Annotated in this window: 20 protein-coding genes; 10 read left to right on the top strand and 10 right to left on the bottom strand. The window is 62.0% G+C overall.

The window, feature by feature from the left end; genetic code table 11:
- Positions 1 to 55: 55 nt before the first annotated feature.
- The 6 genes from nadC to purN all read right to left on the bottom strand — a co-directional run bounded on the left by nadC (position 56) and on the right by purN (position 6,970).
- Entirely contained in the window at positions 56 to 955 is a 900-nt protein-coding gene (gene nadC, locus B0G77_RS09775) for a carboxylating nicotinate-nucleotide diphosphorylase (protein ID WP_133661963.1), read from the bottom strand.
- On the bottom strand, positions 955 to 2,091 hold the full coding sequence (gene nadA / locus B0G77_RS09770; protein ID WP_133661962.1) for a quinolinate synthase NadA: 1,137 nt from the start codon (positions 2,089 to 2,091) through the stop codon (positions 955 to 957). The genes nadC and nadA overlap by 1 nt, the downstream gene beginning before the upstream one ends.
- Before the next feature lie 120 nt (positions 2,092 to 2,211).
- Positions 2,212 to 3,408 (bottom strand): fatty acid desaturase, encoded by a 1,197-nt coding sequence (locus B0G77_RS09765; protein ID WP_133661961.1) that lies wholly within the window; start codon positions 3,406 to 3,408, stop codon positions 2,212 to 2,214.
- A 217-nt stretch (positions 3,409 to 3,625) separates the two neighbouring features.
- A complete protein-coding gene (locus B0G77_RS09760; RefSeq protein WP_133661960.1) occupies positions 3,626 to 4,981 on the bottom strand; it encodes a mechanosensitive ion channel domain-containing protein in 1,356 nt (451 codons plus the stop codon).
- A gap of 61 nt (positions 4,982 to 5,042) precedes the next feature.
- Positions 5,043 to 6,320, bottom strand: coding sequence for an RsmB/NOP family class I SAM-dependent RNA methyltransferase (locus B0G77_RS09755; protein ID WP_133661959.1), 1,278 nt, complete (start codon positions 6,318 to 6,320; stop codon positions 5,043 to 5,045).
- Positions 6,317 to 6,970, bottom strand: coding sequence for a phosphoribosylglycinamide formyltransferase (purN, locus tag B0G77_RS09750; protein ID WP_133661958.1), 654 nt, complete (start codon positions 6,968 to 6,970; stop codon positions 6,317 to 6,319). Before purN ends, B0G77_RS09755 begins: the two co-directional genes overlap by 4 nt.
- Positions 6,971 to 7,096: 126 nt before the next feature.
- On the opposite strand from purN, the gene B0G77_RS09745 reads away from it, so the two are divergent.
- The 6 genes from B0G77_RS09745 to dut all read left to right on the top strand — a co-directional run bounded on the left by B0G77_RS09745 (position 7,097) and on the right by dut (position 14,400).
- On the top strand, positions 7,097 to 8,092 hold the full coding sequence (locus B0G77_RS09745; RefSeq protein ID WP_133664085.1) for a bifunctional riboflavin kinase/FAD synthetase: 996 nt from the start codon (positions 7,097 to 7,099) through the stop codon (positions 8,090 to 8,092).
- 161 nt (positions 8,093 to 8,253) lie between these two features.
- Positions 8,254 to 11,091, top strand: a complete 2,838-nt coding sequence (gene ileS, locus B0G77_RS09740; RefSeq protein WP_133661957.1) for an isoleucine--tRNA ligase — start codon at positions 8,254 to 8,256, stop codon at positions 11,089 to 11,091.
- On the top strand, positions 11,091 to 11,591 hold the full coding sequence (lspA, locus tag B0G77_RS09735; RefSeq protein WP_133661956.1) for a signal peptidase II: 501 nt from the start codon (positions 11,091 to 11,093) through the stop codon (positions 11,589 to 11,591). The genes ileS and lspA overlap by 1 nt, the downstream gene beginning before the upstream one ends.
- Before the next feature lie 69 nt (positions 11,592 to 11,660).
- A complete protein-coding gene (gene coaBC, locus B0G77_RS09730) occupies positions 11,661 to 12,875 on the top strand; it encodes a bifunctional phosphopantothenoylcysteine decarboxylase/phosphopantothenate--cysteine ligase CoaBC (protein ID WP_133661955.1) in 1,215 nt (404 codons plus the stop codon).
- Between the two features lie 48 nt (positions 12,876 to 12,923).
- Positions 12,924 to 13,925, top strand: coding sequence for an LLM class flavin-dependent oxidoreductase (locus B0G77_RS09725; protein WP_133661954.1), 1,002 nt, complete (start codon positions 12,924 to 12,926; stop codon positions 13,923 to 13,925).
- A gap of 28 nt (positions 13,926 to 13,953) precedes the next feature.
- Complete coding sequence (dut, locus tag B0G77_RS09720; RefSeq protein WP_133661953.1) at positions 13,954 to 14,400, top strand: dUTP diphosphatase; 447 nt, start codon at positions 13,954 to 13,956, stop codon at positions 14,398 to 14,400.
- A 91-nt stretch (positions 14,401 to 14,491) separates the two neighbouring features.
- Here the strand turns inward: dut and clpA are convergent, their stop codons facing one another.
- Together clpA and clpS are read right to left on the bottom strand one after the other, a co-directional pair.
- Complete coding sequence (gene clpA, locus B0G77_RS09715) at positions 14,492 to 16,789, bottom strand: ATP-dependent Clp protease ATP-binding subunit ClpA (RefSeq protein ID WP_133661952.1); 2,298 nt, start codon at positions 16,787 to 16,789, stop codon at positions 14,492 to 14,494.
- On the bottom strand, positions 16,786 to 17,100 hold the full coding sequence (clpS, locus tag B0G77_RS09710; protein ID WP_008919570.1) for an ATP-dependent Clp protease adapter ClpS: 315 nt from the start codon (positions 17,098 to 17,100) through the stop codon (positions 16,786 to 16,788). The genes clpA and clpS overlap by 4 nt, the downstream gene beginning before the upstream one ends.
- A gap of 547 nt (positions 17,101 to 17,647) precedes the next feature.
- Here clpS and cspD point away from each other — a divergent pair.
- Entirely contained in the window at positions 17,648 to 17,854 is a 207-nt protein-coding gene (gene cspD, locus B0G77_RS09705; RefSeq protein WP_017776809.1) for a cold shock domain-containing protein CspD, read from the top strand.
- Between the two features lie 152 nt (positions 17,855 to 18,006).
- Here cspD and B0G77_RS09700 read toward each other — a convergent pair whose 3' ends face one another.
- Both B0G77_RS09700 and icd read right to left on the bottom strand, forming a co-directional pair.
- Positions 18,007 to 19,620: a multicopper oxidase family protein gene (locus B0G77_RS09700; RefSeq protein ID WP_133661951.1), complete on the bottom strand. Its 1,614-nt coding sequence runs from the start codon at positions 19,618 to 19,620 to the stop codon at positions 18,007 to 18,009.
- A gap of 301 nt (positions 19,621 to 19,921) precedes the next feature.
- Positions 19,922 to 21,178, bottom strand: a complete 1,257-nt coding sequence (icd, locus tag B0G77_RS09695) for an NADP-dependent isocitrate dehydrogenase (RefSeq protein ID WP_133661950.1) — start codon at positions 21,176 to 21,178, stop codon at positions 19,922 to 19,924.
- Positions 21,179 to 21,514: 336 nt separating this feature from the next.
- Here icd and B0G77_RS09690 point away from each other — a divergent pair, with 336 nt between their 5' ends.
- The 3 genes from B0G77_RS09690 (at position 21,515) to B0G77_RS09680 (ending at position 23,306) form a co-directional block, all read left to right on the top strand.
- A complete protein-coding gene (locus B0G77_RS09690) occupies positions 21,515 to 22,084 on the top strand; it encodes a pseudouridine synthase (RefSeq protein ID WP_133661949.1) in 570 nt (189 codons plus the stop codon).
- A 375-nt stretch (positions 22,085 to 22,459) separates the two neighbouring features.
- On the top strand, positions 22,460 to 22,654 hold the full coding sequence (locus tag B0G77_RS09685; RefSeq protein ID WP_133661948.1) for a hypothetical protein: 195 nt from the start codon (positions 22,460 to 22,462) through the stop codon (positions 22,652 to 22,654).
- A gap of 145 nt (positions 22,655 to 22,799) precedes the next feature.
- On the top strand, positions 22,800 to 23,306 hold the full coding sequence (locus tag B0G77_RS09680) for a DUF192 domain-containing protein (RefSeq protein WP_133661947.1): 507 nt from the start codon (positions 22,800 to 22,802) through the stop codon (positions 23,304 to 23,306).
- The last annotated feature ends 408 nt before the right edge of the window (positions 23,307 to 23,714 follow it).

Raw genomic sequence — 23,714 nt, 5'->3', positions numbered from 1 at the left:
TTTGGGGTGCAGTTCAGCGATGCGGGTTTTTCTTTGGCAATCGAACGCGACGGAATCAGACAAGCCGCATCGAATAGTCGGTTGCACGCACGTCCTTCGTCAATGCGCCGATCGACACGCGGTCGACGCCGGTTTCGGCGATCTTGCGCACGGTGTCGAAATTCACGCCGCCCGATACTTCGAGCACTGCGCGCCCCGCCGTAATACGTACGGCGTCGCGCATCGCGTCGAACGAGAAATTGTCGAGCAGTATGGACTGCGCTCGATGCACGAGCGCTGTTTCGAGTTGCTCGAGCGTCTCGACCTCAATCTGGATCGGCACGCCTGCGTTCAGCGCGAACGCAGCGTCTATTGCCGCGCCAACACCGCCTGCCGCAGCGATGTGATTTTCCTTGATAAGAATGCCGTCATACAGCGCGAGCCGCTGGTTCGCGCCACCGCCGACGCGCACCGCGTACTTCTGCGCTAGCCGCAGGCCCGGCAAGGTCTTGCGAGTGTCCACAATGCGCATCTGTGTGTGAGCGACGGCGTCGACATAACGCCGCGTTGTAGTTGCTACGCCGGACAACAATTGCAGGAAATTCATCGCGTTCCGCTCTGCCGTCAACAGTGCGCGCGCCGGACCGCGCAGCTCGCACACTACCGTGTCGGCCGCCATCCTGTCACCTTCGCGATAGCGCCACCGCACATCGATGCGCGGATCGACGCGATGCAAGACCTCGTTGAACCACGGCACCCCGCATAGCAGTGCTTCCTCGCGCACGATGATCCGGGCATCACGCAGGTCGTCGGCCGGTACAAGACGGCCCGTTTGATCGCCCGGGCCGATATCTTCATCAAGCGCGTCGGCCACATTACGTGCGATAGCCGCGTCGAACGCCTCGCCATACTGCGCCCGAACTTCGGCGAAAAGCAGCGAAACCGCCTCCGCCCGAGCGAATTCGACACCGCCCATCACGCCGCTCCCACATTCGAAAACAACGCCGTGTCGCGCGCGAGATCACCGCTAGCCTGCACGCGCTTCTTGTGTTGCGCGGCAAAGTCGAGCATCCGGTCGATCGGCAGACGCGCAAGTTCGCCAATCGCGGGATCGACGAAGATCTCGTTGTGACCACGCTCCAGCACTTCGGCAAGATTGGCGAGGCCGTTCATCGCCATCCACGGGCAGTGCGCGCAACTCTTGCAGGTCGCGCTGTTGCCGGCCGTGGGCGCGTCGATAAAGATCTTGCCAGGCGCCGCGAGCCGCATCTTGTGAAGAATGCCGAGGTCGGTGGCGACAATGAAATGCGTCGCGTCGAGACGCTGCGCCGCGTCGATCAGTTGCGTCGTCGACCCGACGACGTCCGCCTGCGCGATCACACCTTCCGGCGACTCAGGATGCACGAGCACCCTCGCATCCGGATATTCGGCACGCAACAGATCGAGTTCAATGCCTTTGAACTCGTCGTGAACGAGGCACGAACCCTGCCAAAGCAACATGTCTGCGCCGGTCTTCTTCTGGATATAGCCACCCAGGTGACGGTCCGGCGCCCAGATGATTTTTTCGCCGCGCGCATGCAGGTCAGCGACGATCTCCAGCCCGATCGACGACGTGACCATCCAGTCCGCCCGCGCTTTCACCGCCGCGCTGGTATTCGCATAGACGACCACCGTGCGATCCGGATGCGCATCGCAGAACGCCGAAAATTCATCAACCGGACAACCCAGATCGAGCGAACAGGTGGCGTCGAGGTCTGGCATCAGAACCCGTTTGTTCGGGCTTAGAATCTTCGATGTCTCACCCATGAAGCGCACACCAGCGACCACCAGCGTCTGCGCTTCATGATCGCGGCCGAAACGCGCCATTTCCAGAGAATCAGCAACACAACCGCCGGTTTCGTCTGCAAGTTCCTGCAGCTCGGCGTCGACATAATAGTGCGCCACGAGCACCGCCTTTTCGCGCGCCAGCAACGCGCGAATGCGTGCTTTCAGCGCGAGCTTCTCTTCCGCCGACGGCACCTCGGGCACCTTCGCCCACGCCTGACCTACGCCGCAGGTCAAACCCTGGGTCTGCGGCCGGTCATACTCGACGCTCCTGATCGCCTGATTCATGATCTCCTCTGCCCTGCTGATCTGCCGCCGCGCACGCTGTGTGCGTTTGGACGGCCCAAAAAGCAAAACCCCGCCAACGCGGGGTTTTGTGACGTACCGAAATTTTAAAGTATTTCGGGATCAGGCATAACGACGCAGTCGCATCGCGAATTCCTGCAGGGCCTTGATGCCACTTTGTTCGGCACGATGACACCAGTCCTGCAACTGGACCAGCAACTGTTCGCGCGAAGCATTCGAACGCTCCCACATCGCTGCCAGTTCGGCGCGCAACTCGATGTAAGTGCGCAGCTTCTGACTATCCGCGAAAATCTGCGGCAACTGACGCTTCTGCGGCTCGTCGAGGCCATCCTCTTCTTTGTGGAACCACTTGCGCGCGCCGCGCATCAGTTGATACTTCTCACGCGCGCCCACTTCCTTCAGATGCGCCAGTTCCTGACGATACGCGCGCTTGAGCGCCTTGCCGTAACGAGCCATGACTTCATAGCGGTTCGCGAGCACAGCTTGCAGCGTGTCCTGGTCGAGCACGAGCTTGCCCGTGGTAAGTCGCGGCGTCGGCGCGACCTTCTTCACCTTGGCGAGCCTGAACGCCGACATGATGCGGATGTACATCCAGCCGATATCGAACTCGTACCACTTGTTCGACAGCTTTGCCGACGTCGCGTAGGTGTGGTGGTTGTTATGCAGTTCTTCGCCACCGATCAGGATGCCCCACGGGAAAATGTTCGTGCTCGCGTCCGACGAGTTGAAGTTACGGTAACCCCACCAGTGAGCCAGGCCATTGACAACGCCTGCTGCCCAGAACGGGATCCAGATCATCTGGACGGCCCAGATCGTGAGGCCGACGATGCCGAACAGGCCAACGTTCATCACCATCATCAGGCTGATGCCGAGGATCGGGTACTTCGTGTAGACGTTGCGCTCCATCCAGTCGTTAGGCGTGCCATGACTGAACTTGCGCAGCGTTTCTTCATTCTTTGCCTCGGCGCGATACAGTTCCGCGCCTTCGAGCAGCACCTTCCAGATGCCGCGCGTCTGCGGGCTGTGCGGATCTTCTTCTGTCTCGCACTTCGCGTGATGCTTGCGGTGAATCGCAGCCCACTGAGCGGTCAGCATGCCAGTGGTCATCCACAACCAGAAACGGAAGAAGTGACTGACGACCGGATGCAGATCGAGCGCGCGGTGCGCCTGGCAGCGATGCAGATAAACCGTCACGCCAATGATCGTGACGTGCGTCACGGCCAGCGTGTACAGCACGAGTTGCCACCACGAAAGACGCAGCAGTCCGTGGGCAAGAAAGTCGAGCAGGGAATTCAACAAGTCAATTTACCTGTGAGACGTGCGACATCCGCGCGAGGGGGATGTCAAGAAAGTGAAAGCAAATTTAAGAGTCCGACGGCATTTTACTAGAACCGTTCCAAGTGTTTGTAACAAATAAGGATTTTTTTGTAGCACATCAAGAAAGCTGGTGCGTGGCGGGTCAAGTTTGAAGGGAAATCGGAAGGCCATTGAAGGGCGGCGACACCACCCAGCCGCTTCAGGCGCCGCCGTCCACTCCGGCGGCCGGTCGTCCGGTCACAGTTACCGACTGCGGCAGTATGTCGCTGGCGCCGCCGACGATCCGCACTTCGCGCTGTGCGAACGGGATCGAAATGTCATTCGCGACAAACAACCGCCAGATGTTCAGATTGATAGTCGAGCGGACCCCAGACGTTCCCTGCGCCGCATTCTCAATCCAGAAACCAAGCTCGAGATTGATACCGTCCTGGCCGAAGCCGACCAGATAAGGTGTCGGCGCCGGCTCCTGCAGCACACGCGGCACATCCCGCGCGGCCTCGACCAGCAGCGCCATCGCCTTGTCGAGATCGGACGTGTAGGCGATCTGCACCGCCGCCTTCGAATAGCCGCGCGTCAGGTAAGACGACTGGTTCTGCACGACATCGGTGATCAGCTTTTCGTTCGGAATCAGCGTTTCGATGCCGTCGAGTCCGCGCACCACCGTATAGCGCGTCCGGATCTGCGTGACCCTGCCCTGCAGGCCGGTCACGTTGATGGTGTCGCCGATCCGGAGCGACCGGTCGATCAGGATGATGAAACCCGACACATAGTTGCTCGCGATTTTCTGCATCCCGAAGCCGAGCCCGACACCGAGCGCGCCGCCAAATACACCCAGCACGGTCACATCGATGCCGACCAGTGAAAGGCTGATGAGAATCGCCGCCAGTATCAGGAGTGCCCGACCGATACGGGCCAGCACGACCTTCAGGTTCCCATCGAGCGTGGCCGAGCGCATCAGCCGGTCTTCGAGAGCGGCTCCGAGCCACATCGCGACGATCATGGTGACGCAAACCCACAGCAGGCCGGTCGTCATCGACAGCAGCGTCATGTGCGCATTCGCGACGCGGAACCGGACGCTGCCCATCCACGAGATTACGTCGTCCTGGATGTCCATCACGGTCAGCACCATACCGATCCAGACGACGATCGACACCACCTTCTCGACGAGGAACAGCAGGGTGTGCGCCTGGCCGTCGCGGCTGAGCACCCTGCGCGCGACGTAGAAGACGATGTAGATGAGGCCGATGCCAAACAGTGGCACGAGCGCCAGATCGAGCAGCGACGTGCGCATGAACTGCGCCGTAATCGCCTGCGCAATCCAGACAAGTATGCCGCCCAGAAGCGGAAAGAGCGCCTTCCTCAGACTTTCCGCGCCGAAGCGCACCGTCTGGTAGCGCGATTCGCTTCGCGTGTCGAGCGTGCGGCGCAGCAGCCGGGCGAGAAGCCACGCGATCGCCAGCGTGACGAACAGGATCGCGACCTGCCATAGCATGACTGGCTGACCGAAATCGCGAGCGGCATTGCCGAACATGTGGGAGAACAGACGGCTTTCCATGATTGTCGTTGTCTGCCGGGCAACCGCCGCGCGTTCCACGCGCGAACAGCTGCCCTAGGGGTTATTCCGCCGCGGCGACGCCTGCGCGGCGTTCCAGCACCGCTGCGAAGAAACCATCGGTCGCGTGGCGGTGCGGCCACAGCGACAGGTAGTCGCCCATTTCCAGATCGATGCGCTGTTCCGCGAGGACATCACGGGCCGGCACAAGCACGAAATCAGGATGATCAGCGAGGAACTGCTTCACGATCGCCTCGTTTTCGGCCTCCAGGATGCTGCAGGTCGCGTAGACGAGTCGCCCACCCTTCTTCACCAGACGCGCGGCGCTGGCCAGAATCAACGCCTGCTTAGGCGTCAGTTCGGCGACCGATTCCGGCGACTGCCGCCACTTCAGGTCGGGGTTGCGGCGCAGCGTGCCGAGCCCGCTGCAAGGCGCGTCGACCAGCACACGGTCGATCTTGCCCGCGAGGCGCTTGATCTTCGCATCGTGTTCGCTGTCGATCAGCACCGGATTCACGTTCGACAGACCGCTGCGCGCGAGACGCGGCTTGAGCTTTGCGAGACGCCGCTCGGAGATGTCGAATGCATACAGACGACCCGTCGAGCGCATCGCCGCGCCTAGCGCGAGCGTTTTGCCGCCGGCGCCGGCGCAGAAGTCGACGATCATCTCGCCGCGCTTCGGCGCAACGAGCGAGCATAGCAACTGGCTGCCCTCATCCTGTACTTCGACCCAGCCGTTCTGGAACGCATCTAGCCTGGTGAGCGGCGGCTTGCCGATCACGCGCACGCCGAACGGCGCGAACGGCGTCGCGCCGGCTTCGATGCCGGCCTTGCTGAGCGCGGTGAGCAGTTCGTCGCGGCTCGCCTTGATCGGATTTGCGCGAAGATCGAGCGGTGCCGGATAGTTCAGCGCCGCCGCCAGTTGCGCCAGTTCTTCCGGCTCGAAGCGCGTCGACAGTGCCTGATAGATCCAGTCGGGCAGATTCATGCGGATCCGCAGCGGCAGGCTCTCCGGATCGATCTTCGCAACGTGTTCGAGCCACGTCGACTCGGGTTCCGACACAAACGGCTTGAGCGCCGTGCGCCCCGCCGTCTGCATCAGCCCGAGTAGCGCAAGGCGCCGCGCCGGGCTGCCCGTGCCACTTTCGGCTAGATGCGCGAATTCCATCCGGCGTCGCAGTACCGCGAAAACAGCCTCGGCGATCACACCGCGTTCACCGTGTCCGAGCTTCGGATGAGCGCGGAAAAAACGGCTGGTGGATGCATCGGCCGGGCCGGTGAACTTCAGTACGTCCGCGAGCAGCGTTTCAGTTTGTCCAATCAGAAAACCATGCAGCCTCATACGCCCTCCCCGGCGGTGTGGTCGGCAAAGAGCCATTGTGGCTCCGGCGGCGTAAGCGTGACGCGCAGTCCGTCGAGCGCGAGACGCCCTTCGACGAACCAGCGCACGGCACGCGGGTAAATAACATGTTCAGTGACAAGCACGCGCGCGGCCAGCGCCGCGGCGTCGTCGCCGGACAGTACTGGCACGGCCGACTGGATGACGATCGGCCCATGATCGAGCTGCGACGTGACAAAATGCACAGACGCGCCGTGCAGGCGCACGCCTGCATCCAACGCCTGCTGATGAGTTTTCAGGCCCGCAAAGCTGGGCAGCAGCGACGGATGAACGTTCAGCATGCGCCCCGCATAACGGTCGACGAAACCAGGCGTCAGCACGCGCATGAAGCCGGCGAGAACGAGCAGATCGGGCGAAAAGCCGTCGATTTCGCGCGCGAGCGCGGCATCGAAGCTGTCCCGGTCAGGAAACTGGCGGTGGTCGACGACCGTCGTGGCGATGCCTTGCGACGCCGCGAACGCAAGGCCCGCGGCGTCTGGACGGTTGGCAATCACGGCGGCGACCTCTGCCGGCCATCGTTCGCGTGAACACGCGCGAACGATGGCTTCCATGTTGCTTCCCCGCCCGGAAATCAGGATGACGAGTTTTTTCATCCGCGGATTTTATCATCCGGGGGGCACCCAAACCGGGCCGCGCCGCCGTGGCGGCGCCCGAGCGTTTATAATCGTGTGTTTTGCGGCATTTGGCCCACTCTATTTAAACCCGCCACACCCGCTATCGTGAGAGTCTTCCGCGGTCTTCCCAACGCCGAGAGCCGTGCGCCCTGCGCACTGACGATCGGCAACTTCGACGGTGTCCACCGCGGCCATCAGGCTTTGCTCGCGCACGTGCGCGCGGCGGCCGATGCGCGCGGCCTGCCCGTCTGCGTGATGACCTTCGAGCCGCACCCCCGCGAATTCTTCAATCCGGCCGGCGCGCCGCCGCGTATCGCGATGCTGCGCGACAAGCTGGAAGCGCTGCGTATGAACGGTGTCGACCGGGTAGTCGTCGAGCATTTCAATCAGACCTTTGCGAGCCAGTCGCCGGATGCGTTCGTCGAACGGATCATTGTGAATGGCCTGCACGCGCGCTGGGTGATGATCGGCGATGATTTCCGCTATGGCGCGAAGCGCGCCGGCGACTTCGCGTCGCTGAAGGCCGCGGGCGAGCAGTACGGCTTCGAGGTCGAGCAGATGGCGACCGTCGCCGACCCGTCGGGTGCGCGTATTTCCAGCTCGGGCGTGCGCACGGCGCTGGTCGCGGGCGATCTCGATTCGGCGCGTGGCGCGCTCGGCCGGGATTACCTGATCAGCGGCCACGTCGTACATGGCATGAAGCTGGGCCGCGATCTTGGCTTCCCGACCCTCAACCTGCCGATCGCGCACAAGCGGCCGGCGCTCTCGGGCATTTTCATCGTCCGTGTGCATGGTGTCGCGGCGCAACCGCTGCCGGGCGTCGCAAGCCTCGGCCTGCGGCCGACCGTCGACGATTCCGGCCGTGTGCTGCTTGAAGTGCACCTGCTCGACTGGCACGGCGACGCGTATGGCAAACTCGTGCGCGTCGAATTCCTGAAGAAGCTGCGCGACGAGGAAAAATACGTCGACCTCGAAACGCTGGGCGCCGCCATCTCTCGCGACGTTGCCAACGCGCGGGCGTGGTTTGCCGCCGTCGGCGCCGATGCGCCGGGTAGCCGGTCGACCGGCTTCGCCACTTCGGCCACCGACCGAATTAGATAATCGCCGCGGTACGTGAGAGGCTTCGTCAAAGCGCATCGCACGTACCTCTCGCCGAGCGCATCGAAGGGCGCCTGTCGCAGTTGCGACCCGCCTGCCGGACGCGCCGGACTTGTGCCCCGCCCCGCGACCACCGCGATACACCGAATTCAACCGATCTGACCATGAGCAACAAGAAAGCCGAATCGAAACCGCCGTCCCGCTACCCGGTCAACCTGCTCGACACGCCGTTCCCGATGCGGGGCGACCTGCCCAAGCGCGAGCCACAATGGGTCAAGGACTGGCAAGAGCGCAAGATCTACGAAAAGATCCGCGCCGCCAGCAAGGGTCGCAAGAAGTTCATCCTGCACGACGGCCCGCCGTACGCGAACGGCGACATCCACCTCGGCCACGCGGTCAACAAGATCCTGAAGGACATGATCGTCAAGGCGCGCAATCTCGCGGGCTTCGACGCCGTCTACGTGCCAGGCTGGGATTGTCACGGCATGCCGATCGAAATCCAGATCGAAAAGCAGTTCGGCAAATCGCTGCCCGCCGCCGAAGTGATGCAGAAGGCGCGCACCTACGCGACCGAGCAGATCGAGAAGCAGAAGGCCGGTTTCCGGCGTCTGGGCGTGCTGGGCGACTGGGATAATCCGTACAAAACGATGAACTTCGCGAACGAGGCCGGCGAAATCCGCGCGCTCGCGAAAATCATGGAAAAGGGCTACGTGTTCCGAGGCCTGAAGCCGGTGAACTGGTGTTTCGACTGCGGCTCGGCGCTCGCCGAAGCGGAAGTCGAATACAAGGACAAGACCGATCCGACCATCGACGTGCTGTTCGGCTTCGCCGAGCCTGAGAAAACAGCGCACGCGTTCGGCCTCGCGTCGCTGCCGCGCAGCGAAGGCGGCATCGTCATCTGGACGACCACGCCGTGGACGATCCCCGCCAACCAGGCGCTCAACCTCCATCCGGAAATCACCTACGCGCTGGTCGATACGCCGCGCGGTCTGCTGATCCTCGCCGAAGAGCGCGTCGAGGCGTGCCTGAAGCAATACGGTCTCGAAGGCCACGTGATCGCGACAACCGCCGGTGCGAAGCTCGTGAACGTTCGCTTCCATCACCCGCTCGCGTCCGCGCATCCGGGCTACAAGCGCACCGCTCCGGTTTATCTCGGCGACTACGTGACGACCGAAACGGGCACGGGCATCGTCCACTCGTCGCCGGCCTATGGCGTGGAGGACTTTGTGTCGTGCAAGTCGCACGGCATGGCCGACTCGGACATCATCAATCCGGTGATGGGCGACGGCCGCTATATCGAATCGCTGGCGCTCTTCGGCGGGCTGTCGATCTGGGCCGCGAATCCGCAGATCGTCGAAGCGCTGGAAGCCGCCGGCTCGCTGCTGCGCACCGAGAAGTTCGAGCACAGCTACATGCACTGCTGGCGCCACAAGACGCCGATCATCTACCGTGCGACTTCGCAATGGTTTGCCGGCATGGACGTGAAGCCGAACGACACCCACAGGACGCTGCGCGAAACCGCGCTCGAAGGCATCGAGGCGACGGCGTTCTATCCGTCGTGGGGCAAGCAGCGCCTCTTCAGCATGATCGCCAACCGCCCGGACTGGACGCTGTCGCGTCAGCGCCAGTGGGGCGTGCCGATGGCGTTCTTCGTGCACAAGGAAACCGGCGAACTGCATCCGCGCACGCTGGAACTGCTCGAGCAGGTTGCGCAACGCGTCGAAAAGGGCGGCATCGAAACGTGGCAGACCCTCGACCCGCGCGAACTGCTCGGCGATGACGCCAACCTGTACGAAAAGAACCGCGACACGCTCGACGTGTGGTTCGATTCCGGCACGACCCACTGGCACGTGCTGCGCGGCTCGCACAAGGACGAACTGCAGTTCCCGGCCGATCTCTATCTGGAAGGCTCGGACCAGCATCGCGGCTGGTTCCACTCGTCGCTGCTAACCGCTTCGATGCTCGACGGCCGGCCGCCGTACAACGCGCTCCTGACGCACGGCTTCACCGTCGACGGCGAAGGGCGCAAGATGAGCAAGTCGCTTGGCAACGGCATCGATCCGCACGAGGTCGCGAACCGGCTGGGCGCAGAAATTATTCGTCTGTGGATCGCGTCGACCGACTATTCCGGCGAACTGGCGATCTCCGAGGAAATCCTGAAGCGCGTGACCGAAGGGTATCGCCGCATCCGCAACACGCTGCGCTTCCTGCTCGCGAACCTGTCTGACTTCGACTTCGCGAAAGACGCGCGCCCGGTCGGCGACTGGCTCGAAATTGATCGCTATGCGGTCGCTCTGACGGCCGGCCTGCAGGCAGACGTGCTTGCGCACTACGAGAAGTATGAGTTCCACCCGGTCGTCGCCAAGCTGCAGACGTTCTGCTCGGAAGACCTCGGCGGCTTCTATCTCGACGTGCTGAAGGACCGTCTGTATACGACCGCGCCGGATTCGGTCGCGCGTCGCTGTGCGCAGACCGCGCTGTATCACATCGCACAGGGCCTCCTGCGCATGATGGCGCCGTTCCTGTCGTTCACGGCGGAAGAAGCGTGGAAGGTGGTCCAGCCGGCCAGCGATACGATTTTCACGGAAACGTATCATGCGTACCCGGACGTGCCGGAAGCCGCCGGGCTGCTCGACAAATGGACGCTGCTGCGCACCGTTCGCAGTGACGTCACCAAGGCGCTGGAAGAGGCGCGTGTGGCGAACCTGATCGGTTCGTCGCTGCAGGCCGAAGTCGAACTCCGCGCGAGCTGCGCACGTTACGACGCGCTTGCGAGCCTCGGTGACGACCTGAAATTCGTGCTGATCACCTCGGCGGCGACCGTCGTGAAGGTCGACAGTGCAGAGGACGAAGCAGTGGAAGTGACCACGTCGAAGTATCTGAAATGCGAACGCTGCTGGCACTATCGCGCGGATGTCGGCGCGAACGCCGAACATCCGGCGCTGTGCGGCCGTTGCTTCAGCAACCTGTTCGGCAGCGGCGAAACGAGGAGCGCGGCATAATGGCCAGAACGATGTCGAAACCCGCTGGCGGATCTCTGGCGCCGTGGCTGGGCGTCGCGCTGATCGTCATCCTGTTCGATCAGCTGTCGAAAATCGCGATCTCGAAGGTGTTCGCGTATGGCGAGTCGGTTGCCATCGCGCCGTTTTTCAACCTCGTGCTCGTGTACAACCGCGGTGCGGCGTTCAGCTTCCTCGCGGCTGCCGGCGGCTGGCAGCGCTGGGCGTTCACGGGTCTCGGCGTCGTCGCGGCGCTGGTGATCTGCTACCTGCTGAAGCGCCATGGCACGCAGCGGCTCTTCTGCACGGCGCTGGCGCTGATTCTGGGCGGCGCGCTGGGCAATGTGATCGACCGGCTGGTGTACGGCCACGTGATCGACTTCCTCGATTTTCACGTGCGCGGCTGGCACTGGCCCGCGTTCAATCTCGCCGACAGCGCGATCACGATTGGCGCGGCGCTGCTCGTGTTCGACGAATTGCGACGCGTGCGCGGCTCGCGTTAAACGCCGCACGGGTTGTTTCAAGGCCGGCGGTGTATCGCGCCGGCCATCAGGCTTTGTCGGAGGCTAGCGTTGGCAACCGCAGAACTCGCAGGAAAGCATCTCATCCTCGGCATGACGGGCGGGATCGCCTGCTACAAGATCGCTGAACTGACGCGTCTGTTGACGAAGGCCGGCGCGACCGTGCAGGTCGCGATGACCGAAGCGGCGACGCAGTTCATCACGCCCGTCACGATGCAGGCGCTGTCAGGCCGGCCCGTGTACACAAGCCAGTGGGACACGCGCATTCCCAACAACATGGCGCACATCGACCTGTCGCGCGAAGCCGATGCGATTGTGATCGCGCCGGCTTCGACCGATTTTCTGGCGAAGCTGGCGCACGGCATGGCCGACGATCTTCTGTCGACACTATGCGTAGCGCGGGATTGCCCGCTGCTCGTCGTGCCCGCGATGAATCGCCAGATGTGGATGAATCCGGCGACGCAGCGCAATGTCGCGCAACTGCGCGCCGACGGCATCGAAGTGCTCGGCCCCGACTCGGGCGCGCAGGCCTGCGGCGAAGTGGGCGACGGCCGGATGCTGGAGCCCGAAGCCACCTACGAGGCAATCGCGTCGTTTTTCCAGCCGAAAATACTCGCCGGAAGGCGCGTGCTGCTCACCGCGGGTCCGACGTTCGAACCGCTGGACCCCGTGCGCGGCATCACGAATCGCTCGAGCGGCAAGATGGGTTTCGCGCTGGCACGCGCCGCGCAACAGGCCGGCGCCGCTGTCCATCTGGTCGCGGGCCCTGTCGCGCTCGACACGCCGTGGGGCGTGTTCCGCGAAGACGTCCAGACCGCGCAGCAGATGCACGACGCGGTCATGCGCGCGGTGCCGGACCACGACATCTTCATTGGTGTTGCGGCGGTTGCCGACTGGCGCGTCGATCAGGTGAGCGATCACAAGATCAAGAAGACCGCCGACAAGGCGCTGCCGACATTTACCTTCGTCGAGAATCCCGATATCCTGGCCGCGGTAGCGAAGCTGCCGCATCCGCCCTTCTGCGTCGGCTTTGCGGCAGAAAGCGGCGACCTCGAAGTACATGGCGAGGAAAAACGCGTGCGCAAAAGCGTGCCGCTGCTGATCGGCAATCTTGGCCCGCAAACCTTCGGCCTCGACGACAATGAAGTGATTCTGTTCGAAGCCGAAGGCGCGACCAGGCTGCCACGCGCGGACAAACACACGCTCGCTCGTGCCCTGATCGCCGAAATTGCAAAGCGGCTGCCGGACGCGAGCCTGATATCCTGACGCTGCGCGCATTGCTGTAACCTTGTTTCATATCGGAGCGGTACTGTCATGACGCTACTTTCCGTGCTCGATCAAACGCCCGTGATCGACGGGCACTCAGTGGCGGACGCGATCGCCGCCACCATCGAACTCGCGCAACTCGCTGACGATCTCGGCTACACGCGCTACTGGTGCGCCGAGCATCATGGCCTGCGCGGCGTGTCGAATCCCTGTCCAGAGGTGATGCTGGCGCGCCTCGGCAGCGTGACCACGCGCATAAGGCTCGGCTCTGGCGGCGTCATGCTGCCGTACTACAGCCCATTCAAGGTCGCCGAGCAGTTCCTGATGCTCGAAGCGCTCTTCCCGAACCGGATCGATCTGGGTGTCGGCCGCGCGCCGGGTGGGGACATGCGCACTGCGCAGGCCGTCGCGGCCGGCAGCTACAACCGCGGCGACATTTTCCCGCAGCAGGTCGCCGATCTCGTCGGACTGGTGAACGGCACATTGCCGCCCGAGCACATCGCGCGTGGCGTGCTGCTGCAACCGCAGATCGACACCCGCCCGCAGCTGTGGGTGCTCGGCTCGAGCGACTTCGGCGGGATGCTTGCGGCCCAACTCGGTATCCGCTTCTCGTTCGCTCATTTCATCAACGCGCATTTCGGGCATCAGGTCGCGCAGACGTATCGGGAACGCTTCAAGCCCGGCAACGAAGCCAAAGCGTATCTCGCCGCCGCCGTGTTCGTGATCTGCGCCGACACCGAACAGGAAGCCGCCGATCTGGAGAAAGCCGTCGACCTGCGTCGCGTGCAGATGGCGCACGGATTGAACACGCCGATCCCGTCGATCGAACAGGGGCTTGCGCAGGAATACGGCGAACGCGAGCAGCTGGTGATCGACCGCGAAAAACCACGCAGCATCATCGGTACGCCGGAGGCTGTCACCGAACGGTTGCACGCGCTGGAGGAACAATTCCAGGCTGACGAACTGATCGTGCTAACGGTGGCCGGCAGCTACCGCGCACGGCTTCGCTCTTACGAACTTCTCGCCGACGCGTTCCAGCTGGCACGCTGAGGCCTCATTCCACTTACTTCCAACCTGCATGAAACTCGACCTGAAGATTCTCGATGCGCGCATGCGCGACCAGCTACCCGCATACGCGACAACCGGCAGCGCGGGCCTCGACCTGCGCGCGTGCCTCAACGAACCGTTGACACTGAAGCCGGGTGAAACGGCGCTCGTGCCGACGGGGCTTGCGATTCACGTCGGCGATCCGGGCTATGCCGCGGTGATCTTGCCGCGCTCGGGTCTCGGCCACAAGCATGGCATCGTGCTGGGGAATCTGGTCGGTTTGATCGACTCGGATTATCAGGGGCAACTGATGATCTCGACGTGGAATCGTGGACAAACCGAATTCACGCTCAATCCGATGGAGCGTCTCGCGCAGCTCGTGATCGTTCCGGTCGTGCAGGCCGAGTTCAACATCGTCGATGATTTTGCGGAAAGCGAGCGCGGTGCCGGGGGGTTTGGCAGCACCGGCAAGCACTGACCGGCACCGGTTAAGCAAAAAGCAGAACGGCGCGGGTTTTTGCCCGCGCCGTTCTGCTTTTGGGTACAGCTTCCAGGGTACAGCGAAAAGCTTATTCGACTTCGACCGCTTCCGGATTCGGATTGCGCGGAGCCGGCTGCTCGTCGAAGGTCAACTGCACCTTGTCGTCGGCATCGACGTCCACCGTGACGCGGCCACCGCTCATCAGCTTGCCGAACAGCAGTTCATCAGCCAGTGCACGACGGATCGTGTCCTGGATCAGACGCTGCATCGGACGCGCGCCCATCAGCGGATCGAAACCGTGCTTCGCGAGATGCTTGCGCAGCGCGTCGGTGAAGAGCGCATCGACCTTCTTCTCATGCAGCTGGTCTTCGAGCTGCATCAGGAACTTGTCGACCACACGCATGATGATTTCTTCATCGAGCGAGCGGAAGCTGATCGTCGCGTCCAGACGGTTACGGAACTCCGGCGTGAACATGCGCTTGATCTCGACCATCTCGTCGCCGGTCTCGCGGCGCGACGTGAAGCCGATCGTCGACTTGTTCATCGACTCAGCGCCCGCATTCGTCGTCATGATGATAATGACGTTGCGGAAGTCAGCCTTGCGACCGTTGTTGTCCGTCAACGTGCCGTGATCCATCACCTGCAGCAGCACGTTGTAGATGTCCGGATGCGCCTTCTCGATTTCGTCGAGCAACAGCACGCAATGTGGCTTCTTCGTGACAGCTTCGGTGAGCAGTCCGCCCTGGTCGAAACCGACATAGCCTGGCGGCGCGCCGATCAACCGGCTCACCGCGTGACGTTCCATGTATTCCGACATGTCGAAACGGATCAGCTCGATGCCGAGCGTGAACGCGAGTTGCCGCGCAACTTCGGTCTTGCCGACACCGGTCGGACCGGAGAACAGGAACGCGCCAATCGGCTTGTCCGTCTTGCCGAGGCCAGCACGCGCCATCTTGATGGCCGCCGACAGCGCGTCGATGGCCGGGTCCTGCCCGAACACGACACTCTTCAGATCTCGATCGAGCGTCTGCAGCTTGCTGCGGTCGTCCTGCGACACGCTTTGCGCCGGCACACGCGCAATCTTCGAGATGATTTCCTCGATCTCGCCCTTGCCGATCGTCTTCTTCTGCTTCGACTTCGGCAGGATGCGTTGCGCGGCACCCGCTTCGTCGATCACGTCGATGGCCTTGTCCGGCAGATGACGATCGGTGATGAAGCGCGCCGACAGCTCAGCCGCCGCCGACAGCGCGCCCGACGAATACTTCACGCCGTGGTGCTCTTCGAAACGCGACTTGAGGCCGCGCAGAATCGCCACCGTCTGCTCGACGGTCGGCTCGGTTACGTCGATCTTCTGGAAACGACGCGACAACGCCGCGTCCTTTTCGAAAATGCCGCGATATTCCGTGAAGGTAGTTGCACCGATGCACTTCAGCGTGCCCGACGACAACGCCGGCTTCAGCAGGTTCGACGCATCCAGCGTGCCGCCCGACGCAGCGCCTGCGCCGATCAGCGTGTGGATTTCGTCGATGAAGAGAATCGCGTGCGGACGCTCCTTCAATTCCTTGAGAACCGTCTTCAGACGCTGCTCGAAGTCGCCCCGATACTTGGTGCCCGCCAGCAGCGCCCCCATGTCGAGCGAGTACACCTGCGCGTCGGCAAGAATGTCCGGCACTTCGCCGCGCGTGATGCGCCAGGCGAGCCCTTCGGCGATCGCCGTCTTGCCGACGCCAGCCTCACCGACCAGCAGCGGATTGTTCTTGCGTCGACGGCACAGCACCTGCACCACGCGCTCGACTTCCGACTCGCGTCCAATCAGCGGATCGATGCGGCCGTCTTTCGCCATCTGGTTCAGGTTCTGCGTGAATTGCGCGAGCGGTGTTTCCTTCTGCGCAGCAGCTTCGTCGGACTCGGCATTCGAATCGCTCGCTTTCGCGGCGTCCGCGCTGTTCGTCTTGGCGATGCCATGCGAAATGAAGTTCACCACATCGAGACGTGTCACGCCCTGCTGCTGCAGGTAGTAGACCGCGTGCGAATCCTTCTCGCCAAAAATGGCGACAAGGACGTTCGCGCCGGTAACTTCCTTCTTGCCGTTCGAAGTCGACTGAACATGCATGATCGCGCGTTGAATCACGCGCTGGAAGCCGAGTGTCGGCTGCGTATCGACGTCGTCCGTGCCAGGCACGGTCGGCGTGTTGTCATGAATGAAGTTGCGCAGGTTCTGGCGCAGATCTTCGATGTTGGCCGCACACGCGCGCAACACTTCTGCTGCCGTCGGATTGTCCAACAGGGCCAGTAAAAGATGTTCGACCGTTATGAACTCATGCCGCGCCTGGCGTGCTTCCATGAACGCCATGTGCAGGCTGACTTCCAGTTCCTGGGCAATCATGCTTCCTCCATCACACACTGCAGCGGATGCCCGGCCTGCCGTGCGTGGGTAACGACTTGCTCGACTTTGGTCGACGCGATGTCCCGCGTGTAGACCCCACAAACCCCCCGACCTTCGCGATGTACCTTCAACATTACCTGCGTTGCCGTCTCGCGATCTTTATTGAAATACTCCTGCACGATCATCACGACAAATTCCATTGGCGTGAAGTCGTCATTCAACAGCACCACCTTATACATGGATGGCGGTTTCAGCTTTTGTTCCTGCCGCTCCAGTACGGTGCCGTCCTGCTTGTCCGGAATAATCGCCATACACCCATTCTAAACAACTCGGACAGGCCCGCAATCCCTGCCAAAACCCGACCGGCCGGCCGGTGGCCGGTTTGTACCGTCCAACCGCCCCGCCACTCTCCTGCCCCACCGGGCGTGTGATCTGCGCCGAGCCTATTGCGGATCCGGCTCTCCGGAATGTCATTGCGGCCCGCTCCGGAAAACTGCAGTCGAAACGAGTATCGCACAACCCACCGGAACAGGCCGGAGGCTCGCTCGACGCGCGCCCCCTGGAGACCTCATGTGAGTCGATTATGCGACTTTTCAAGGCGCCCCGCTTGCGCCAGCGCACATAAGAAAAGAAGGAAAAACCCTGGAAATTGGATCTTTACAACGCGTCTACGGCAGTCTCAAAATTTTCTTGACAGTCGAATTAAGAGCCTCAACAATCAAGCTGGCACTTTTTTCAACCCAGCCGGACATACGAAAAAATGCCGATGGTGAGCTTGGAGGAGGGGCGGCTGCATTCCGTGGTCGTCAAGCTTTTCGAGGGCTCGTGGTAGTGACATGAGTTACAGGGGAAGTTGGAATGGCAACTGGTACGGTCAAATGGTTCAATGACGCGAAAGGTTTCGGATTCATTACGCCCGACGAAGGCGGTGAGGATCTGTTTGCGCACTTTTCGGCTATCCAGATGAACGGGTTCAAAACCCTCAAGGAAGGCCAGAAGGTAAGCTTCGAGGTCGTGCAAGGCCCCAAAGGCAAACAGGCATCGAACATCCAGGCTGCTGCCTGATCCGTTCGATACCCGTACCCTGGAAACCCGGCCTCGTGCCGGGTTTCTTCATTTCAGGCCGCCAGATTTCGAGTTCGACTTTCGAAGCAATGAGCTGGAATCAACTGGATTCGATGCGGTTACCCGATCACCCGATTACCCGGTTATCCAGCTCAGATCACCTTTAGAGTGCCCATCATGCCGAGATCCTCGTGCTCCAGAATATGGCAATGGAACATCCGCTCGCCCGCTGTGTTTTGCACAGTGGCAATGCGGACGATTTCGTCCGGCTGAACATTGACCGTATCCCGCCACGCGAGATAGGGCTCGGGTATTTTTGCGCCGCCCCGCTCCCGTTCTATCACCTGAAACTGCGTGCCGTGCAAATGGAACGGATGATCCATGTCGGTGCGATTTTCGATCGACCATAACTCGACTTCGTTGCGGCGGCTAGTGAGCGTCACGCGTTCTGGATCGAAGGTCGCGCCATTGATCATGAACTTCATGCCGGCCGGCATCCCGCGTGCGGATGCGCCGGGACGGTGCATGGCGGCCATGTCCATCGACTCGGAAAAAACAACCGACTTCCGGGCGACTGGTGCACCCAGCGACATGATCGTCCTGAGCGTTGCAGGAATTGCACGTTCGCTGGCGCCGGCCAACGGCTGGTAGTTGACAGCGGCGAGCGCACGCGCCGGGTCGGGCGGCAGACTGCCGTGCGACATCGCCATCTTGCGGCGATCGTAGACCTCAGCAGTCAGCGTCGCCTCAGACGGTGCGTCACCTGCCCGCACGATCACTTCCGCCCGCTCGCCGGGCGCGAGCAGGAGTTCCGTCAGCCCATCCCGCGGCTTTTCCAGCAGACCGCCGTCCGTGCCGACCTGAGCGAAGCGCTGCTTATCACCCAAGGAGAATCTCAAATAGCGGGCACTGCAAGCATTCCAGAGACGCCAGCGCTCATCTTCCACCACGGTGATTCGCGGCCGAAGCGCGCCATTCACCAGCACGAACTGCCCTTCGCGACCGTTCATCCAGTCCATCAGGTCGTTCGGCGGAATCGAGCCGTCGCTGGCGAGCCTGAGATCGGAAAAGAACAGCGTGCGTTCGGGCCACCCAGCGAGCGGATCATCGGCGGCACGCACGATGATCGGTCCGGCCAGCCCGCGAAACACCTGTTCCGCCGACATCATGTGCGGATGCGGGTGATACCAGTACGTCCCGGCGCTGCCCGCCGGCAAGGTGAACCGGTAAACATGCGTGGCGCCCGGTGCGACCATGTTGGCGGGGTTGCCGTCCTGATCGGGCGGAACGGGCAGGCCATGCCAGTGGATCGTTGACGGCTGCGGCAGGCGGTTGACGAAGCGGATCTCGACGGTATCGCCTTCGCGGACGTCAATCAGCGGACCCGTGAACGGACCGTGGGTCGTATCGCCGTTCGCCGGGTTGTATTGCCAGAAGGTCGTCGGAAGGCCTGGGAGCACCTCGCGCGACACCGGCTCCGCGATGAGTGTCGCGCGGAAGAAGCCGCGTTCGCGGCTTTCGTTTGGCAGCTTGCGCAGGTCCGCAAGCGGTGCGCCTTTAGGAAGCGCGTCGGGGGACGCGAGTGTGACCGGTGACGTTTTTTTGACTGATGGTTCAGCATGCTGCGTGCCGGACATGCCCGGCATGTCGTCCATATCGGGCATGTCCGGCATCGAATGGCCTGCGTGCTGCGCAAAGACGCCGCGCGCAAACAGCGACGCGAGAACGGCGCTCAGCGAGCGCGCGAGAAATTGCCTGCGACTCATGATCGTTTCCTTGTTACGGGCGAACGTGGGCAAGACACGTTCGCGCGTGATCGTGCGATGACCCGCGCACTTTGCGCAAGCGACTGGCGACATCGCTGTCGGCTGCATGCATCGCACAGTGGGTGCGCGGTGCCGGCACGGACTCACTCGAACGATGAGCGCGACAGACGCCAGGCACATCTATGCAATGCCGCCGCACGCGCAATGCATTGCGATACCCAACTTGGTAAAACAAAAAACCCTGGCGACACATCGTGCGCACCAGGGCTTGCCCGATCGCTCCTGAACGTATCAGACGCGCTTACATATTTTCAATCAACACCTGGCCGAAGCCCGAGCACGACACCTGCGTCGCGCCTTCCATCAGACGCGCGAAGTCATATGTGACACGCTTCTGCAGAATCGACGTTTCCATTGCAGCAATGATCACATCTGCTGCTTCAGTCCAGCCCATGTGGCGCAGCATCATCTCCGCCGACAGGATCTCCGAACCCGGGTTCACGTAATCCTTGCCTGCGTACTTCGGCGCCGTACCGTGCGTCGCTTCGAACATCGCGACGGAATCCGACAGGTTCGCGCCCGGCGCGATGCCTATACCGCCGACCTGTGCTGCCAGCGCGTCCGAAATGTAGTCGCCGTTCAGGTTCAGCGTGGCGATCACATCGTATTCGGCCGGACGCAGCAGGATCTGCTGCAGGAACGCATCGGCAATCACGTCCTTGACGACGATGTCGCTGCCCGTCTTCGGGTTCTTGAACTTCATCCACGGGCCGCCGTCGACCAGCTCTGCGCCGAATTCCTTCTGCGCCAGTGCGTAGCCGTAGTCACGGAATGCGCCTTCCGTGAACTTCATGATGTTGCCCTTGTGAACCAGCGTCACCGAGCGGCGATCGTTGTCGATCGCGTACTGGATCGCCTTGCGAACCAGGCGCTCCGTGCCTTCGCGCGAGACCGGCTTGATACCGATACCCGATGTTTCCGGGAAGCGGATCTTCTTCACGCCCATTTCTTCCTGCAGGAACTTGATGACCTTCTTCGCCTGCTCCGATTCCGCGGCCCATTCGATGCCGGCGTAGATGTCTTCCGAGTTTTCGCGGAAGATCACCATGTTGGTCTTCTCCGGTTCACGCACCGGCGAAGGCACGCCCTTGAAGTACTGCACCGGGCGCAGGCAGACGTACAGGTCGAGATCCTGACGCAGCGCAACGTTCAGCGAGCGAATACCACCGCCCACGGGCGTCGTCAGCGGTCCCTTGATCGAGACCACGTATTCCTTCAGTACCTCAAGCGTTTCTTCCGGCAGCCACACGTCCGGGCCATACACCTTGGTGGCCTTCTCCCCTGCATAGATTTCCATCCAGTGAATTTTCTTCTTGCCCGCATACGCCTTTTCGACAGCAGCGTCCACCACCTTGATCATCACCGGCGTGATGTCGAAGCCCGTGCCATCGCCTTCGATGTACGGAATGATCGGCTGGTCGGATACGTTGAGCGAGTAATCCGCGTTGACAGTGATCTTGTCACCGCCCGTCGGAACCTTGATGTGCTGATACGGCATGATCGAACTCCAGTGATGTGCTGGTGGAAGCAGGGTAAAAGCAGGTTGGGGACTGCAGAACCGGGCGCTCCTCGTTACGCGCGTAGTGCCGGACGCCCGCAAGCGGCCTGGCGGCTATTCTAGCCCACGCAGACATCGACGCGGACCCCATGGGAACCGGCGAGACGACGCGGCATGAACAGCGTCCTTTGTCTTCTGTCTTATATAAGACAGAAGACTTGACGTTTCGTATTATGCATTAATATCTCGCCATTTTCCACCAGGCCCGGCCTGCACATCACCCGCCGATGTGCTTTGCCGCGCCCGACGTGGCCCGACTTTTGCCGGACTTACCGCATGCCCCTGATCGCTCTCAACAAGCCGTTCGGCACAATCTGCCAGTTCTCGCCGCACGAAACGCGCGCCTCGCTGGCCGACTGGGTCAAGACTCCGGGTGTCTATCCGGCGGGACGACTCGACTCCGATAGCGAAGGCCTGCTGCTCCTGACAGACGACGGCTCGCTGCAGGCGCGCATCGCCGAGCCGCGGCACAAACTCGTCAAGCGGTACTGGGCCCAGGTAGAGGGCGCGCCGGCAAACAGCGATCTGAAGACCCTCGCGCGCGGCGTCGATCTTGGTGATTATGTGACGCGCCCGTGTCGCGTGGATTTCGTCGACCCGCCCGCAACGCTCTGGGCGCGCACCCCGCCCGTCCGCTTTCGCGCGGCCATTCCCACGACCTGGATCGAACTCTCGATCACCGAAGGCAAGAACCGGCAGGTACGGCGCATGACTGCGGCGGTTGGTTTTCCAACGCTGCGTCTCGTGCGCGTCGGAATCGGTGCGCTCGATATTTTTGCGCTGGGTCTCTTGCCAGGCGAGCACGTCGAACTACCACCACGGGCGCCGTGGGATGGCACGGTGTGATGCTCGTTCAATCGGCATCGGTTACCTAAGCCGTTGTACCAGCAAGTATTTTTTCCGCATCAAGGGACTCGTGCAAGCCCGCGGTTCCGCTTCTCAGGTCAGCGAGTAAATATTCCAGAAAATTATCGTCAACCGTGTTGCAAGCTCACGCGTTATTCGACTCAGATGCCGCCCGAAGCTATCCGGCATTCAGCCTTAAGGGCCTTTGTGCAAGCTGCTGTCGCGGGTCGCACAAGCGGTCCGGACGCTGGCAGACACGTCGAAAAATTTGTTCGATGCGCCTGTCAACCGAAAGGTGGATGGCACGTTTACCGATCTGACTCAAGAACCGGGTCGTTGGTTAATTTACTGCAACTCATGCTGAGGATTTACAAAATGAACAAACTGATCGCCGCTCTGGTCGCTGGCCTCTTCGCAACGGCAGCATTCGCACAAGCTTCGGCACCGGCAGCAGCTTCGGCAGCTCCGATGGCAGCAGCTTCGTCGGCAAAGAAGACCACCCATCACTCGCACAAGAAGTCGCACAAGAAGGCAGCAGCAGCTGAAGCAGCTTCGGGCGCTTCGGAATAAGTCTTTGTAAAAACGCAGTCAAGAACTAGCAGCATTTGCCGTTCTTACGGCGTTGAAAGGCAGATGGCCGCAAGGCGATCTGCCTTTTTGTTTTTGTCGCGCTCGCGTAACATGCGCGGGTTATTTTCAAGCAAGGAGTCACGTCGTGCGAATTCCCCTGCGCTCACTCATCGCGCGCTTCGCGTTCGCGGTTGCATTGCCCATCGCTGCCCTCTCGTTCGCGGCCGCTGGTTCGAATGACGCGCATGCGCAGCAGATGCCGCCAGGCGCCAAACAGCCCGGTGACTTTCCACGCGTGAAGCTCACGGCAGGCATGTTCGTGATCGACGCCGCCGTCGCCGCCAACGATGCGGACCGAGAACAGGGCCTCATGTATCGCACGAAGCTCGCGCCGAACGAAGGCATGCTGTTCGTCTTCAACGAAAACGCCGTGCACTGCTTCTGGATGAAGAACACGTTGATCCCGCTCTCGGTTGCGTTCATCCGTGCCGACGGCACGATCACCGACATCGACGAGATGCAGGCGGAGACCACCAACAATCATTGCCCGAAGAACAACGGCGTCTATGTGCTTGAGATGAGCAAGGGCTGGTTTGCGTCAAAGGGCATCAAGCCGGGAATGCAGATCCAGGGTCTGCCTGCGCCGCAATAACAGCGAGTCGCATCGCCCGCGACGCGGCGCAGCGCGGCCGCGTTTGCGCCGCGGCCAGCCTGCCGGATACGAAAAGCCGGTGAACGCCCGAGACGGAGTTCACCGGCTTTTTTGCGGCGCGTCCCAAGGTTGCGGACGGTTGCAGGCCGGTTGCCGGCCGCCGCCGCCGCGATGGCGCCGGCCGGCCTCGCCGCGTCTGCCCAACGGCGCTGTGCGGGGTCCCGGGCGGGCGCCGGCGACGCCCGCCCCCGCCAGACAAGATTCCTGCAAAAGGCCGACGGTAGCGCTATGCTAGTGATCTCATCACCGTAGCACCGCGATCGTCCGGGAATCCAGCAGATCGGCGCAGCAGGGTCGACGCCGCGATTGCCCGGCTCCTTCCACCGGCGCGCATTTCCAAGGAGATTC

It is taken from the genome of Paraburkholderia sp. BL10I2N1 (assembly GCF_004361815.1).
Lineage (GTDB): Bacteria > Pseudomonadota > Gammaproteobacteria > Burkholderiales > Burkholderiaceae > Paraburkholderia.
Note: the sequence above shows the minus strand (reverse complement) of the source record. Positions and strands in the feature narration are given on the sequence as shown.